This window comes from Pseudomonas sp. IT-P4 (assembly GCF_949767755.1).
GTDB classification, from domain to species: domain Bacteria; phylum Pseudomonadota; class Gammaproteobacteria; order Pseudomonadales; family Pseudomonadaceae; genus Aquipseudomonas; species Aquipseudomonas monachiensis.
Window position 1 is genome coordinate 1 of the sequence record NZ_CATKPX010000022.1, and the last position, 13,590, is coordinate 13,590.

The 13,590-nt window shown below is 59.7% G+C and carries 16 protein-coding genes; 10 read left to right on the forward strand and 6 right to left on the reverse strand.

Annotated elements, in window-relative coordinates; genetic code table 11:
* The first annotated feature begins 258 nt into the window (after window positions 1-258).
* Both rhtA and ACM6IT_RS05945 read left to right on the forward strand, forming a co-directional pair.
* Window positions 259-1,146, forward strand: a complete 888-nt coding sequence (gene rhtA, locus ACM6IT_RS05940; protein WP_056727035.1) for a threonine/homoserine exporter RhtA — start codon at window positions 259-261, stop codon at window positions 1,144-1,146.
* Between the two features lie 168 nt (window positions 1,147-1,314).
* The gene (locus tag ACM6IT_RS05945) at window positions 1,315-1,596 is read left to right on the forward strand and encodes a hypothetical protein (RefSeq protein WP_008054256.1); all 282 of its coding nucleotides are present in this window, start codon (window positions 1,315-1,317) and stop codon (window positions 1,594-1,596) included.
* Between the two features lie 14 nt (window positions 1,597-1,610).
* Here the strand turns inward: ACM6IT_RS05945 and ACM6IT_RS05950 are convergent, their stop codons facing one another.
* Window positions 1,611-2,171 (reverse strand): TetR/AcrR family transcriptional regulator, encoded by a 561-nt coding sequence (locus ACM6IT_RS05950; RefSeq protein WP_056727036.1) that lies wholly within the window; start codon window positions 2,169-2,171, stop codon window positions 1,611-1,613.
* A gap of 93 nt (window positions 2,172-2,264) precedes the next feature.
* Here ACM6IT_RS05950 and ACM6IT_RS05955 point away from each other — a divergent pair, with 93 nt between their 5' ends.
* Both ACM6IT_RS05955 and ACM6IT_RS05960 read left to right on the forward strand, forming a co-directional pair.
* Window positions 2,265-2,993: an SDR family oxidoreductase gene (locus ACM6IT_RS05955; RefSeq protein ID WP_414915018.1), complete on the forward strand. Its 729-nt coding sequence runs from the start codon at window positions 2,265-2,267 to the stop codon at window positions 2,991-2,993.
* Between the two features lie 36 nt (window positions 2,994-3,029).
* Complete coding sequence (locus tag ACM6IT_RS05960; RefSeq protein WP_056727038.1) at window positions 3,030-3,620, forward strand: 2-hydroxychromene-2-carboxylate isomerase; 591 nt, start codon at window positions 3,030-3,032, stop codon at window positions 3,618-3,620.
* Here the strand turns inward: ACM6IT_RS05960 and ACM6IT_RS05965 are convergent.
* Window positions 3,617-4,615, reverse strand: a complete 999-nt coding sequence (locus ACM6IT_RS05965) for a zinc-dependent alcohol dehydrogenase family protein (protein ID WP_056727433.1) — start codon at window positions 4,613-4,615, stop codon at window positions 3,617-3,619. The genes ACM6IT_RS05960 and ACM6IT_RS05965 overlap by 4 nt on opposite strands.
* Before the next feature lie 104 nt (window positions 4,616-4,719).
* Between ACM6IT_RS05965 and ACM6IT_RS05970 the strand changes: the two genes are divergently transcribed.
* Window positions 4,720-5,640 (forward strand): LysR family transcriptional regulator, encoded by a 921-nt coding sequence (locus tag ACM6IT_RS05970; protein ID WP_414917690.1) that lies wholly within the window; start codon window positions 4,720-4,722, stop codon window positions 5,638-5,640.
* Window positions 5,641-5,657: 17 nt separating this feature from the next.
* On the opposite strand, the gene ACM6IT_RS05975 is transcribed toward ACM6IT_RS05970, so the two are convergent.
* From ACM6IT_RS05975 to ACM6IT_RS05990, 4 genes are all read right to left on the reverse strand, one after another.
* A complete protein-coding gene (locus ACM6IT_RS05975) occupies window positions 5,658-7,466 on the reverse strand; it encodes an aminopeptidase P family protein (protein WP_414917691.1) in 1,809 nt (602 codons plus the stop codon).
* Between the two features lie 65 nt (window positions 7,467-7,531).
* Entirely contained in the window at window positions 7,532-8,689 is a 1,158-nt protein-coding gene (locus ACM6IT_RS05980; RefSeq protein ID WP_409079363.1) for a cysteine desulfurase family protein, read from the reverse strand.
* A 207-nt stretch (window positions 8,690-8,896) separates the two neighbouring features.
* Complete coding sequence (locus tag ACM6IT_RS05985) at window positions 8,897-9,511, reverse strand: LysE family translocator (protein ID WP_414915014.1); 615 nt, start codon at window positions 9,509-9,511, stop codon at window positions 8,897-8,899.
* A 101-nt stretch (window positions 9,512-9,612) separates the two neighbouring features.
* Window positions 9,613-9,882 carry a hypothetical protein gene (locus ACM6IT_RS05990; RefSeq protein ID WP_414917692.1) on the reverse strand — a complete coding sequence of 90 codons (270 nt, stop codon included), beginning with the start codon at window positions 9,880-9,882 and terminating at the stop codon, window positions 9,613-9,615.
* A gap of 291 nt (window positions 9,883-10,173) precedes the next feature.
* On the opposite strand from ACM6IT_RS05990, the gene ACM6IT_RS05995 reads away from it, so the two are divergent.
* The 5 genes from ACM6IT_RS05995 (at window position 10,174) to ACM6IT_RS06015 (ending at window position 13,557) form a co-directional block, all read left to right on the forward strand.
* On the forward strand, window positions 10,174-10,632 hold the full coding sequence (locus tag ACM6IT_RS05995) for a VOC family protein (protein WP_414915012.1): 459 nt from the start codon (window positions 10,174-10,176) through the stop codon (window positions 10,630-10,632).
* Between the two features lie 288 nt (window positions 10,633-10,920).
* The gene (locus tag ACM6IT_RS06000; RefSeq protein WP_414917693.1) at window positions 10,921-12,123 is read left to right on the forward strand and encodes a PepSY-associated TM helix domain-containing protein; all 1,203 of its coding nucleotides are present in this window, start codon (window positions 10,921-10,923) and stop codon (window positions 12,121-12,123) included.
* Window positions 12,120-12,662, forward strand: a complete 543-nt coding sequence (locus ACM6IT_RS06005) for a thiamine pyrophosphate-binding protein (RefSeq protein ID WP_414915011.1) — start codon at window positions 12,120-12,122, stop codon at window positions 12,660-12,662. Before ACM6IT_RS06000 ends, ACM6IT_RS06005 begins: the two co-directional genes overlap by 4 nt.
* A complete protein-coding gene (locus ACM6IT_RS06010) occupies window positions 12,659-12,988 on the forward strand; it encodes a hypothetical protein (protein ID WP_056727046.1) in 330 nt (109 codons plus the stop codon). The genes ACM6IT_RS06005 and ACM6IT_RS06010 overlap by 4 nt, the downstream gene beginning before the upstream one ends.
* Entirely contained in the window at window positions 12,985-13,557 is a 573-nt protein-coding gene (locus tag ACM6IT_RS06015) for a DUF6162 family protein (protein ID WP_414917694.1), read from the forward strand. Before ACM6IT_RS06010 ends, ACM6IT_RS06015 begins: the two co-directional genes overlap by 4 nt.
* Window positions 13,558-13,590 lie beyond the last annotated feature (33 nt).

Below are 13,590 nucleotides of genomic sequence, written 5' to 3' on the forward strand. Positions count from 1 at the left end.
CGGCTTCGATGAACTGAAGCAACCTGCTGCCGAAAACTGCGTAACTCATTGTTTACCAAGGAGTTTTCCGTTTCGACTGCGCCGGAAGTGGGGCGAATTATAGGCTTCCAGAATCTGCCGTCAAGCACTGATTCGAGTTTCTACCGATATGTGCAAAAACACTGCTTATATATAGACGCGCCTGCAGGGAATGCGCAGTATATTGCCCAACACAAATAGAAATACCCTTGACACCTATATTTCGGACGATGCCACGCAATGAATGACCAGCCTCGCAGCCTAGCCTCTACCCTGTTCTCGGTTGGGCTGCTGCTCATAGCCATGGCGTCGATCCAGTCCGGAGCTTCCCTGGCCAAAAGCATGTTCTCGGTTGTCGGCCCTCAGGGGACGACAACATTACGACTGATTTTTGCCAGTGTGATCATGATGCTGATACTGCGTCCATGGCGGGCCAAACTCACCGCCAGGTCCCTGCGCACCGTCATCGTCTACGGGATGGCGCTGGGCGGCATGAACTTCCTCTTCTATATGTCGCTGCAAACCGTCCCGCTGGGCATCGCGGTTGCACTTGAATTCACCGGCCCACTGGCGGTGGCGATCTACGCCTCGCGTCGCGCGATCGACTTCTTATGGATCGCCCTGGCTGCCGTCGGCTTACTGTTACTGATACCGACGGGAGAAGCGACCGCCGGCATCGATCTGGTAGGTGCGGGTTATGCCTTGGGTGCCGGAGTCTGCTGGGCACTGTACATTTTGTTCGGGCAAAAAGCCGGGGCCGACAATGGCGTGCAAACCGCCGCGCTGGGCGTAATGATCGCTGCGCTCTTCGTAGCCCCCATCGGTATTGTCCATGCCGGTTCCGCTCTGCTGACTCCATCTTTGATCCCTGTGGCCCTCGGCGTCGCCATCTTGTCCACCGCTCTTCCCTACACCCTGGAGATGGTCGCCCTGACCCGTATGCCGGCCAGAACCTTCGGCACACTGATGAGTATCGAGCCTGCCTTCGGCGCGCTATCTGGCTTGCTGTTCCTTCATGAATACCTCTCGTTGTCACAATGGATGGCAATCATGTGCATCATTCTGGCATCTGTCGGTGCAACCATGACCATGAGCTCTGCCACCAGGCCAGCAGTAGCGGCAGATTGAAAGCAGATATGACACGGCTCTGGTATTTGCCGCTCAATTAGGCCATGTTTAGCCCGCACCCCAGAGTCATGCCATGGACCATTTCAGATAGGGATATCGGTACGCGTCAAGCGAAAGCGAATGCAGCCAGACCCGGGCACAAGATCCGGGGACGCTATAAGGACAGTAATGAAACGATTTTTGATACTGGTCGCCGTACTTGCAATTGCGGGCTGCGCAGCGACCTCGGAAACTCAGATCAAGCACGGTAAGAAAGGGCTACACATCAACTGTTCCGGACTGTCTTCATCCTGGGACAAGTGCTACGCCAGCGCAGCCAACTCCTGCGCCCCCAAGGGATACAAGGTCATCGCCAAATCGGGAGATGCCGTGGAAGAGCCCGGCGATTATCCGTTTGGTCTCAATCCTGCGGGTTATACCAGCCGCAGCATGATTGTCATCTGCAAATAGACAGGGCCGTCGCCTCAGGTTCTCGGACTTGCGATCTGACGGCCGATTTCCTCGTAGCTGGACTTCAGCACAGTGCGCTGGATATCAGGGCTAGCCAGCATGCGCGCTACCACCAGCGCGCCAATACATTGCGACAGAATCGCCCACGCCAGGCTGTCGCTTTGCAGAACACCCGCCCAACGTTCCTGAAGCCGACAAATCCAGTGCTCGGCCTGTTGACGGACCATCAGGCCGGATCGGGCAATTTCCGCCCCCAATGCCGGCAATGCACAACCGGTCTCCGGATTCTCGACGTGAGACATACTCAGGTACTGTTTCAAACAACGCTCAAGCTTGTCACGGTCCTGTCCCTCCCCCAGTCGCGTCAGGCTTTGCCCCAACTCACGCTCGACGATGCTGGCGAACAACTCGTCTTTCGACGAGAAATGGCTATAGAAGGCGCCGCCACTCAAGCCAATCGCTTTCATCAGGCCGTCCACGCCGACCGTTGAAAATCCAGACTTCTTGGCCGATACCGCACTGCTTTCCAGCAGCCTTTGCCTGGTTTCCAGCTTGTGACTGGCCGAATAACGCATTGCCCTTCTCCCTAAATTGCTCGCCTTGACGTCTGTCGAATCATAGCATAACGTTCGTTTAGTTAACGATCGTTTACCAAAATGGATCTACCCATGAATAACAAGAAGGTCGTACTGGTCGTCGGTGCAGGTGATTCCACGGGCGGCGCCATTGCCAAGCGTTTTGCCCAGGAGGGTTTTGTCGCCTGCGTCACCCGCCGCAGTGCGGACAAGCTCCAGCCACTGGTGGATGCCATCAAGGCCGACGGTGGCGAGGCCCACGGTTTCGCCTGCGATGCCCGCAAGGAAGATGATGTGGTAGCACTGGTCGAGCAGATCGAAAACGAGATCGGTCCCATCGAGGCATTTGTCTTCAACATCGGCGCCAATGTACCGTGCAGCATTCTCGAAGAAACCGCCCGCAAGTATTTCAAGATCTGGGAAATGGCCTGTTTTTCCGGTTTTCTCAATGCCCGTGAAGTGGCCAAACGCATGGCCAAGCGCCAGCGAGGCACGATCCTGTTCACCGGTGCCACTGCAGGCCTGCGTGGAGCAGCCGGGTTCGCCGCATTTGCCGGCGCCAAGCACGGCATTCGAGCACTGGCGCAAAGCATGGCCCGAGAGCTCGGCCCGATGAACATTCACGTTGCCCATGTCGTCGTCGACGGCGCCATCGATACCGACTTCATCCGCGACAGCTTCCCCGAGAAATACGCGACCAAGGATCAGGACGGCATTCTCGACCCCGAACACATCGCCGAGAATTACTGGTACCTGCACAGCCAGCCCCGCGACGCCTGGACTTTCGAACTGGACCTGCGCCCCTGGAGCGAACGCTGGTAAGCCCTCCCCCACAACAATAAGCAGAGCGCATCGAACATGAGCAAAACCGTGGAATTCCTTTTTGACCTGGGCAGCCCCACCACTTACCTGGCCTATACCCAGCTACCGACAATCTGTGAGCAAACCGACAGCCAACTGATCTACATCCCGATCCTGCTCGGCGGCGTGTTCAAGGCCACCGGCAACGCCTCCCCGGCGACCATTCCTGCCAAGGGCCGCCACATGATTCAGGACCTCGACCGTTATGCCCGGCGCTACGGCGTACCACTGAAGTTCAATCCGCATTTCCCGATCAACACCCTGATGCTGATGCGTGCCGTGACCGGCATTCAGTTGCACCACCCCGAGCGTTTTGTCGCCTTCATTGACTGCCTGTTCAACGCCCTGTGGGTCGACGGCCGCAACCTCAATGACCCGGCCACCGTGGCGGCGGTGCTGAGCGACAACGGTTTCGATCCCAACGAGGTGCTGGCATTGACCGCCGACGAAACAGTCAAGGCAACGCTCAAGGACAACACCGAGAAAGCGGTGCAGCGCGGCGTATTCGGCGTACCAAGCATGTTTGTCGATGACCAGCTGTATTTCGGCCAGGATCGACTGGACTTCGTGCTCGAAGCCCTGATTTAAATCTCGACCACCAACCGCCCCTTTGCCTCTCCTGACAAGAGCAGTACATGGGCGGCTTCTGCGGATTCCAGCGTGAACGAGTGCGGGTCAAGCAACGGCGCGAGCTTGCCCGCCTCAATCAACCGCGCCGCCTCGTGCAGAATCTCGCCGTGATGCTCACGCCCCTTGCCGGTCAGGAGCGGCAGCAAAGTGAAGACACCGGAGTATGTCGCTCCCCGAAAGGAAAGCGGTGCCAGGCTGTGCTGACCCCACCCCAGGCAACTGAGCACATGGCCGTGATACATCCGTGCCGCCTTGAATGACGCATCCAGCGTTTCACCCCCCACTGTGTCATAAACAATGTCGAAGCCCTCACCGGCCGTATGCTCAGCCATATAGTCTTCAACCGAAGACTTGCGGTAATCGATAAACGTCGCGCCGAACCCTTCGATAATCGACTGCTGCCCGGCAGAGCCCGTAGCAAAAACTTCTGCGCCAAAAGCGCGGGCGATTTGCACCGCGACATGGCCAACACCACCGGCACCACCATGGATCAATACCTTTTGCCCGGGCCGAACGCGAGCCCGGTCGACCAGACCTTCCCAAGCGGTGATCAGCACCAGCGGCAAACCGGCAGCCTCACGCATGCTCAAGTTGTGTGGTTTGCGAGCCAACAGTCGCGCGTCGACCACCGCGTACTCGGCCAATGAACCTTGAATACCGCCAATACCAGTGGCCATCGCATACACGTCATCTCCCGGCAGCCAGCCGCTGACGCCCTCCCCCAACGCCGCTACGGTTCCGGCCAGATCCATCCCCACTATCGCCGGCAATGGTTGAGCCGCATGGGTCGCCTGCCCGGAGCGGATTTTGCCGTCCAGCGGATTGACACCGCTGGCCCTGATCCTGACCAGTACCTGCCCCGCCTGCGGCACGGGCCGTGCAATGGAAACCAGACGTAACGGCGCATTGGCCGAGTCAACCATCAGAGCGCGCATATTCAGTAAGTCAGTCATTTCGCCATGTCCCATCAGTAGTGAATGCAGGACTGATTTTGTCTTGCTCAATTCATGCCGATAAGACGCCATGCCGCTATAGTGATCATTCCATTACGGCATCAATGAGCGATCCCGTGGACAAACTCAATGCAATGGCGATTTTCGTGCGGGTGGTCGAACGGGGCAGTTTTTCCGCCGTTGCCCGGGAGTTGCAGACCAGCCAGCCGACCATCAGCAAAGTGTTGCAAGCACTGGAAGCCCGATTGGGCGGAAAGCTGATTACCCGCAGTACCCGCAAGTTGTCCCTGACGGACGAAGGTCAGCGGTACTACAACGAATGCAGACTCATCCTCGCCGCCGTGGACGCGGCGGAACATAGCTTTCAATCCGGTCGGGAAAGGGCCACCGGACCGTTGAAAATCGGCTCGTCGGTCAGTTTCGGACGCTTGCAGATCGCCCCCCGCTTGCCGGACTTTCTCAAACACTACCCTGACGTACAGATCGACCTGCAACTGAGCGATCAAAACCAGGATCTGGTCAGCGAAGGGCTGGACGTGACGTTCAGGATCGGAGCCCTGAACGACAGTGGCCTGATTGCTCGCCTTGTCGGCAATACCCACCGTGTCACCGTCGCATCACCTGACTACCTCAGGCAAAACGGTCAACCGCAAACACCGGAGGAACTGGGCAGGCACAACTGCCTGATGTTCAACCTGTTGAGCAGTCAAAACCTGTGGCTGTACACAAAAGACACCCAACGCCACGAAGTGCGGATCAAGGGCAATGCGCAGAGCAACAATTCCGAGGCGATCCGCGAAATGGTGCTGGGGGGATTGGGGATTGCACTGTCACCGATATGGCTATTCAGCGAGGACCTGAGCGCCGGCCGGGTGAGCGCGATTTTGCAGGACTACAGTACGTTGTCGCTGCCAATTTATGCCGTATCCCCGGCGAATCGTCGCCAATCCGCCAGGGTCAAAGCCTTTGTCGACTATATGGCTCAGGCGCTGGATAAAGCGCCTGAGCTGCACATAAACAAATAGCTATAGCAGCAAACCGATCAGATAGCCGCAGTACGAGTGTTCAGCCACTCAAGTGCAGCACCTTCGACCAACGGACTCAGGCGCTCGCGCACTTCGGCGTGGTAGGCGTTGAACCACTGCTTTTCCTCGTCCGACAGCAGAGAGATTTCCAGGCAGCGAGTATCGATCGGGCACAGGGTCAGGGTTTCGAACTTGAGGAACTCGCCGAATTCGCTTTTGCCTGCCTCACGGTTCATCGCCAGGTTTTCGATCCGCACACCCCAACGACCCGGACGATAGGTGCCCGGTTCAATGGACGTGATCATGCCGGGTTGCATAGCGGTTTGCGGTGCAGGTGCGGCCTGATAAGCGATGACTTGCGGACCTTCGTGGACGTTCAGGAAGTAACCGACGCCATGACCGGTGCCGTGACCGTAGTCGACACTTTCCGCCCAGATGGGCGCACGGGCGATGGCATCGAGCAGCGGTGACAGGATGCCTTTCGGGAACTGCGCGCGGGACAATGCAATCACGCCCTTGAGCACACGGGTGCAATCGCGCTTTTGCTCATCGGTCGGCGTGCCCACCGCAACCATGCGCGTGATGTCGGTGGTACCGCCCAGGTACTGGCCGCCGGAGTCGATCAGCAACAGGCCGTCCCCTTCGATCACCGCGTGTTCTTCTTCGGTGGCATGGTAGTGCGGCATCGCGCCATTGGCGTTGAACGCGGCAATGGTGTTGAAACTCAGCGACACATAATCCGGACGGCGCTCACGGGCGGCGGTGAGTTTTTCGTCAATGGTCAGTTCGGTAATGCGCTCGCGCCCCAGCGCCGAGTCCAGCCAGGCGAAGAATTCGCACAGCGCTGCGCCGTCCTGCTCCATGGCCTGACGGATGTGTTCGGCATCGGCCAGGCTCTTTTGCGATTTGGCCAGGGTAGTCGGGTTCAGGCCTTCGATCAGCTTCACCCCGCTGTCGAGGTTATCCAGCAACCCCGCTGTGACCCGCGCTGGGTCGACCTGCACGCTCGCGCCGCTCGGCACGGCACGCAGTGCAGCAGCGACTTCGCTGTAATCGCGCAAGGTCACACCGTCCTGTTCGAGGATGGCACGCAGCTCGGCGCTGACTTTGCTCAAGGCGACAAACAGCGTGGCCTGTTGCTGATTGATCAAGGCGAAAGAAACAAACACCGGGTTGAACGACACGTCGCCACCGCGCAGGTTAAACAGCCAGGCGATGTCATCGAGGGTGGCGATGAAATGCCAGTCGGCACCCCGTGCCTGAAGGGTTTCACGCAGTTTGGCAAGTTTTTCGCCACGGCTGACGGTCGCCTGTGGAGGCAAGTGCTGATAGATCGGTTCGTCCGGCAGCCCTGGACGGTCGGTCCAGACGCCGCTCAGCAGGTCGATGTCGGTGCGCAGGCGAGCGCCGCGCTCTTCAAGCCTGGTGCCCAGGGTCCGTGCCGATGCCACCGCCATGACCGCGCCATCGACCGCGACAACGCCCCCCTCGGGGGTTTGCTCGGCCAGCCACTCCAGTGGCCCGGGCTGACCCGGTTGCAGCTTGACCAGTTCAATGCCGCTGCCCTTGAGTTCCTTGGTCGCCTGCTCCCAATAACGGCTGTCGGCCCAGACGCCGGCAAAGTCCGGGGTCACGATCAGGGTGCCGACCGAACCATGGAAACCCGACAACCACTGGCGCCCCTGCCAGTAACCCGGCAAGTATTCGGACAAGTGCGGGTCGGCCGACGGCACCAGCAAGGCGTGAATGCCCTCCCGGCTCATCAGTTCGCGGGTTTGCGCCAGGCGCTGGGGCACCGATCCATTGATCGAAAGCTGCGTATTCATCGTGTCTCCTGCTAACCACGTCATCATTATTGTTGAGTGCCGATCAACGTCGGCGCTTCGTTGCCCTATTGCCAGAAAGCCGGAGCACTGACGCAGGCTGCCTTGATCAGTTGAACCGCCTGGTCGATGTCCTGCTCGGTGGTGAAACGCCCGAGGCTCAAGCGGATGGTGCGACTGGCGGAGCGGGCATCGTGCCCCAGGGCCAGCAGTACATGGGATGGGGTATTGCTCGCGGAATTGCAGGCCGAGGTCGCGGAAAACGCGATCGAGGCCAGTAACGCCGCCGGGTTGAACTCGCCCTCGTCGAAGGTCAGGCTCAAGGTATGGGGAATACGCCGGGTCGGGCTGCCGTTGAGACGTATGCCGGGAATGCTCCGCAATTGCTCGAGCAAGCGTTCACGCAAGCGCACGATGGTAGCTTTCTCTTCATCGAACGCAGCCGCTGCCAGTGCAAAGGCCGCGCCCATGGCCACGATCTGATGGGTCGCCAGCGTGCCGGAGCGTAAACCGCCCTCATGCCCGCCGCCATGGATCTGCGCCTGCAAACGCTGTTGTGCACGCGGACCGACGTACAACGCGCCGATGCCCTTGGGGCCGTAGAGCTTGTGCGCGGAAAACGACATCAGATCCACCGGCCACTGCGCGAGATCGATCGCCACTTTGCCCGCGCCCTGTGCGGCGTCGACATGGAACAACGCCCCGCGATCACGCACGACCTGACCGATGGCGGGAATGTCGTTCAGGGTGCCCAGTTCGTTGTTGACCAGCATCAGCGACACCAGGAAGGTGTCCTCGCGCATGGCTTCGCTGACCGCTTGCGCCGTGATCAGGCCCTCGGCGTCCGGCACCAGGTAGGTCACCGCGACTCCGGCCTCCTGCAGTTGCCGGGCGGTATCGAGAATGGCCTTGTGTTCGATCTGGCTGGTGATGATATGGCCGCCGCCAGTGCCGCGGGCCTGGGTCACGCCTTTGAGCGCGAGATTGTTGGATTCGGTGGCGCCGGAGGTCCAGACGATCTGCCCGGGCGTCGCGCCGACCAGTTCGGCGACCTGGCGTCGCGCCTGTTCGACCGATTGCCGGGCCTGCTGGCCGAAGACGTGGGAGCTGGAGGCCGGGTTGCCGAAATTGCCGGTAAAACCCAGACACTCGACCATCACCTTGATGACCCGCTCATCCACCGGCGTGGTGGCGGCGTAATCGAAATACAACGGACGTTTATTCATAAAAAGACTCGCAGAGCGTGTTCCGGGATCAGGAAGCTCGTGACTGCAAACGGCAAAGCGCAGCCTCGTGAGCTGCGCGCTGTTTTCAGAACGCTACCAATACCTGATCGGATGCCGTTAAAGAAGAATTACTTCATTTAAAAGTGCGTAGGAACGCTCCTGAAAAGTCAGCTTAACAGGCATCGGGCAACCGGTTGAAGCAATGCGTCAGCTAAAGCTTTCAAGCAACAGCGGATACAGCGAACCCACGAGCAGCGCGGCCATGCCCCAATTGAACAGGCGCAACCAGCGACGATCCTTCAGAACATTGCGCAACAGCGTGCCGCACGCGGCCCAGACACCGACACTCGGCAGGTTGATGATCGCAAAGACGGCCGCGATCACGATCACATTCGTGAAATAACCCTGCATCGGCGTGTAGGTGCTGATGGCGCCAATGGCCATGATCCAGGCCTTGGGATTGACCCACTGGAACGCGGCGGCGCCCAGATAGCTGATCGGTTTCGCCTCGCCCTGCTGATTCTCCGACATGGGTCCGGAATGGGCGATTTTCCACGCCAGATAAAGTAAATACGCCGCCCCCGCATAACGCAGCACGGTGTAGAGCAAAGGGTAAGTCTGGAACACCGCGCCAAGGCCAAAGCCGACCGCCACCACCAGTACAAAGAAGCCACAAGTGATGCCGAGCATGTGCGGAATCGTGCGGTTGAAGCCGAAGTTCACCCCGGAGGCCAGCAACATGGTGTTGTTCGGGCCGGGTGTGATCGAGGTAACGAGGGCAAACAGGGCGAAGCCCAGCAGCAGGTCGAGAGAGAGCGTCATGGGTGGCAGTCCGTCAGGGTCGGTCAGGTATTGACCCTATCGCACCCCTTGGGCGAAACCCATGGACAGTTGCGCGAAACTTGGAGCAGTACAGTTTTGCCTCAGCTTGGACGACCGTGAGGCTGTACAGACCGCTCGGCGTTCATTTCACCGTGGTTGTCGAAGTTGAACGACTTTTGCGGCTGGCCGAGCAGTTCGGCTTTTTTCGCGTGGTATTCGTCGAAGGACAACCCACGGCGGTTCAGCGCCTCCAGTGCCAGTTCCTTGCTTTCTTCAGCCGTGTAAGGCCGAAGCTCAGGGGAAACATGGCTGGCACATCCGGCGAGTACGGAGACGGCGAGCATCAGCAAAGCAGCAATCATCGGTTTCATTTCTGGCGTCCTGGCGACTGGGTTCGAAGCAATGAACACAGGCTACCCGCGCCTCCCGGACAGCAGAAATCAACGCTTTCAATAGTGGCTATCAAGAAATGGCGATCATTGTCGATGTGCCGGGAGAACGCGGGCCGGACGCGCACTGGTTGGAGCCGACTTGATGGCAATTGTGTGGCGCTGCTGCTCGTCGGGCACTCGGTGGGTGCGAAAGAGGCTGGCCTATATTTATTCGGTCGTACAACGACACAGGTACTTTCCATTCACAAAACAACAACAGGGAGATCCATCATGAGCGTCAAACCCATTCCAGAGGGGTATCACAGCGTCACCCCCTATCTGGGCATCAACAAAGCCGCCGAAGCCATCGCTTTCTACAAAAAAGCCTTCGGCGCCATTGAAATCATGCGCCTGGACACGCCCGATGGCGGTGTCGGCCACGCGGAACTGCGCATCGGCGATTGCCCGATCATGTTGGGCACACCGTGTGATCAGGGGCCGCTGAGCAACCCGGACAATTCGCCGTCCGTGGGTCTGCATTTGTATGTGACAGATGTCGACAAGTCCTACAAACAGGCGATCGATGCCGGTGCAACCGTTGTATCGGAGGTCAAGGATCAGTTTTACGGCGACCGTTCAGGGACCTTGAAGGATCCCTACGGGCACCTGTGGTTCCTGGCCACGCACAAGGAAGACCTGACCCAGGAGCAGATCGAGCAACGGGCCAAGGAGATGTTCGCCCAGAGTTGAAATCCCTGGTGATGGAGCGGGCCTCTTCGCGAGCAGGCTCGCTCCCACAAGGGCCCCGCCTTCAGCAGCACCGCCGACTTGCTGATCACTTGCGCAAGCAAGCCCGCCCACAGCCGTCGGCAATGAGAAACATTTTCTTTCATTTCCCCTTTCGGGATTTCCCCTGCTCATCCGTCCTACATAGATGCAGTCCTTTCGCGTAGGCAAAAGCCACGACTGGACCTTCAGGGCGCTCATCCCTGCGAAGCCCGCAGCCGAGCCGCCTCTCATCCAGCCAAGACCTCCAACATGTCAAAGAAGTCCCGTTCAAAGATCTGGTTCCTGGTCCATAGCTGGCTGGCATTGCCGATCTGGTTTTTCGTGCTGATCGTCTGTGTAACCGGCACCCTGGCCGTCATCAGCCAGGAGATTGTCTGGTTGGCCAACCCGCCAATGCGCGCCAGCCAACCCTCGGACGATGCTCCGCTGCTCAGCTACCAGCAGGTCATCGAGGCCATCAACAAGGCCGAACCGCAGACCGTGGTGCAGAGCATCAGCCGCCCCGACGAGTCGCACTTCGCCCTGGATGTCGAAGTCAGCTACCCCGACGGGCGCTCGGTGGTGATTTATGTCAATCCGTACAGCGGCGTGATCCAGGGTATCGCGCCGCAGTTCAACTTCCGCGCCTTCACCCGGGCGCTGCACGGCTGGTGGCTGGTGCCTTTTACCAATGGCTACAGTTGGGGCTGGTACCTGGTGTCGTTTCTTGGCCTGCCGTTGCTGGCTTCGCTGGTCACGGGACTGGTGGTCTACAAACGCTTCTGGAAAGGCTTTTTCCGTCCGACCCTGCGCATTCGTCACGGCGCGCGAATTTTCTGGGGTGACTTTCATCGCTTGAGCGGCATCTGGTCGATCTGGTTCATCGCGGTGATTTCCGTCACCGGCACCTGGTTCCTGATCCAGGCATTGCTGTTCGATAACCAGATTTCCATTTCCACGGAAAAGATCATCCCGGCGATGTCCCGCGAAGCGGTGCCGCTGTCAGCCGATGGCTCGCCCCCGCCGCGTATCGACCTTGACCGTGCGGTTGAAATCGCCACACAGAAAATTTCCGGACTGGAGGCCAGTTTCGTCAGCCTGCCGGGCAATGCCTACAGCCACTTGGATGTCGGTGGGCGCGGTTGGTATCCGTTGATGTTCCAGACCGCCACGATCAACCCGTACAACGGCGAAATCGCCGCCTCGCGCCTGATTTCGGACCGCTCGGCCCTGGAGTTCGTCACCGAGTCCATGCGCCCGCTGCACACCGGCGACTTCGGCGGACTGTGGATCAAGCTGATCTGGGCATTCTTCGGCCTGCTGCTGAGCATGATGGTGCTCAGCGGTCTGCTGATCTGGACCAGGCGCACGGCGCTGGCCACGGCCAATGCCTTCAAACGCAGCAACAAAAAACAACGCGACACCGCGGCGCAACCGGCCACGAACCACGAAGTGTCGGAGGTCGAACTGTGAGCAAAGACATTGCAGCCCCGCAACCTTCGCGCCTGAGCCTGTTCTGGCACAAATGGCGCTTTCACCTGAACGTCCTGTTGTTGCTGATTCCACTCGGCTTCATGCCCAAGTACTTCGCCGACGAGGCATTGATGCGCGGCGACAGCGGCCTTGGCGAACGGGAAGTCGGCGAAGTCCGGATCGGCCCCTGGAGCTTGCGCCTGGCTGAATTGCGCAATTCAGCCCCGATGCTCGAAGGCCCAGCCGGCTACATGAAGGGTTTCAACGCAGCACTGTGCGAGGCCTGTATCGACCAGGTCAAGGCCACTTACCTGCGCATCGGCAAGCCCCGCAGCCTGCGCGCCGCCGGGGTGATTTTCTTCGGCACGCCCTACCGCATGGGCGCTTCGCTGCCCGTCCCGGAAAAGACCAGGGCCGACGCCGAACTGTGGATCACCATGGAAGGCTGGGACGGCGCCATGCATCAGGCATCCATTCCTTTGAGCCAGGCCTCCCCCGCCACCATCGCCTGGTTGAACAAACAAGGAGGCAAACCATGATCAACCCTCTTCGCCCGCTCAACGCCATGTTGCTGGTGCTCTGCGCCGGCTTCAGCGCCAGCGCCCTGGCCCACAACCCGATGTGCGAGTGCAAGGCCATCGACGCGGAGCAGATCAAGTGCACCGGCGGTTTTTCCGACGGCAGCGGTGCTCCGGGTGTGACCCTCGATGTGATCGGCTACGACGAAACCATTCTGGTGCCGGGCAAGCTCGGGCCTGATTCGACCCTGACCTTCAAGAAGCCCGGCGCCGAATTCTATGTGCTGTTCGATGCCGGCCCCGGTCACGTCGTGGAAATCGACCAAGCGGACATCGAGGCACCATGAGCACTCCAACGACCCAAGTCGTGCGCCCGGCCGGGGCCGGTCACGAAACCCTCTACGTTCTGTTGCTGTGCCTGATGATCCTGGCGGTGGCCGGCTCGGTGGTGCTCTGGCGCGGCGAATCCCATGAGGTAAGCAGTGTCAGCAGCCATCAACTGGATGCGCGCCGTGACCTCAGTCCATCCGAGCAAGGTATCTACGCCGATCTGCGGGTGACGCTGGACGAGATCCAGCTGCTGCGCCAGGAGCAGCAAACGTTGCCGACACCCGAAGTGCTGGCCGAGGAAGGGTTTGCCCCGTTTGCCCGGGACGCCAGCGCCGTCAGTCGGGGCGGCCATGCCTGGCAATTGCTCGACGCCAAGGCCTATTTCGGCCAGAGCCAGGCGCCGACGGTCGCCGGCTCATTCCTGATGCGCCTGGCCGTAGCCAATGATGCACCGGACATCTGGCTCAACCGCGCCAGCAAGCTCACGGCACCAGCCGACCTCAGCGACGCCGCGCTCGAAAGCGCTGGCTGGCAGCAGGTCGTCGCGCAATTCGATGCCGGCGTGACCCGCCAGCACCGGCACTGAACCCTCGCCTTTTTCCGAGAGAAGACCGCTTTC

Coding starts and splice junctions, on each gene's coding strand:
- ACM6IT_RS06000 (WP_414917693.1), top strand. CDS start 10,921: ATGTCAAAGAAGTCCCGTTCAAAGATCTGGTTCCTGGTCCATAGCTGG.
- ACM6IT_RS05980 (WP_409079363.1), bottom strand. CDS start 8,689: ATGAATAAACGTCCGTTGTATTTCGATTACGCCGCCACCACGCCGGTG.
- ACM6IT_RS05950 (WP_056727036.1), bottom strand. CDS start 2,171: ATGCGTTATTCGGCCAGTCACAAGCTGGAAACCAGGCAAAGGCTGCTG.
- ACM6IT_RS05970 (WP_414917690.1), top strand. CDS start 4,720: ATGAGCGATCCCGTGGACAAACTCAATGCAATGGCGATTTTCGTGCGG.
- ACM6IT_RS06010 (WP_056727046.1), top strand. CDS start 12,659: ATGATCAACCCTCTTCGCCCGCTCAACGCCATGTTGCTGGTGCTCTGC.
- ACM6IT_RS05945 (WP_008054256.1), top strand. CDS start 1,315: ATGAAACGATTTTTGATACTGGTCGCCGTACTTGCAATTGCGGGCTGC.
- ACM6IT_RS05995 (WP_414915012.1), top strand. CDS start 10,174: ATGAGCGTCAAACCCATTCCAGAGGGGTATCACAGCGTCACCCCCTAT.
- ACM6IT_RS05975 (WP_414917691.1), bottom strand. CDS start 7,466: ATGAATACGCAGCTTTCGATCAATGGATCGGTGCCCCAGCGCCTGGCG.
- ACM6IT_RS05955 (WP_414915018.1), top strand. CDS start 2,265: ATGAATAACAAGAAGGTCGTACTGGTCGTCGGTGCAGGTGATTCCACG.
- ACM6IT_RS06015 (WP_414917694.1), top strand. CDS start 12,985: ATGAGCACTCCAACGACCCAAGTCGTGCGCCCGGCCGGGGCCGGTCAC.
- rhtA (WP_056727035.1), top strand. CDS start 259: ATGAATGACCAGCCTCGCAGCCTAGCCTCTACCCTGTTCTCGGTTGGG.
- ACM6IT_RS05965 (WP_056727433.1), bottom strand. CDS start 4,615: ATGACTGACTTACTGAATATGCGCGCTCTGATGGTTGACTCGGCCAAT.
- ACM6IT_RS05990 (WP_414917692.1), bottom strand. CDS start 9,882: ATGAAACCGATGATTGCTGCTTTGCTGATGCTCGCCGTCTCCGTACTC.
- ACM6IT_RS05985 (WP_414915014.1), bottom strand. CDS start 9,511: ATGACGCTCTCTCTCGACCTGCTGCTGGGCTTCGCCCTGTTTGCCCTC.
- ACM6IT_RS05960 (WP_056727038.1), top strand. CDS start 3,030: ATGAGCAAAACCGTGGAATTCCTTTTTGACCTGGGCAGCCCCACCACT.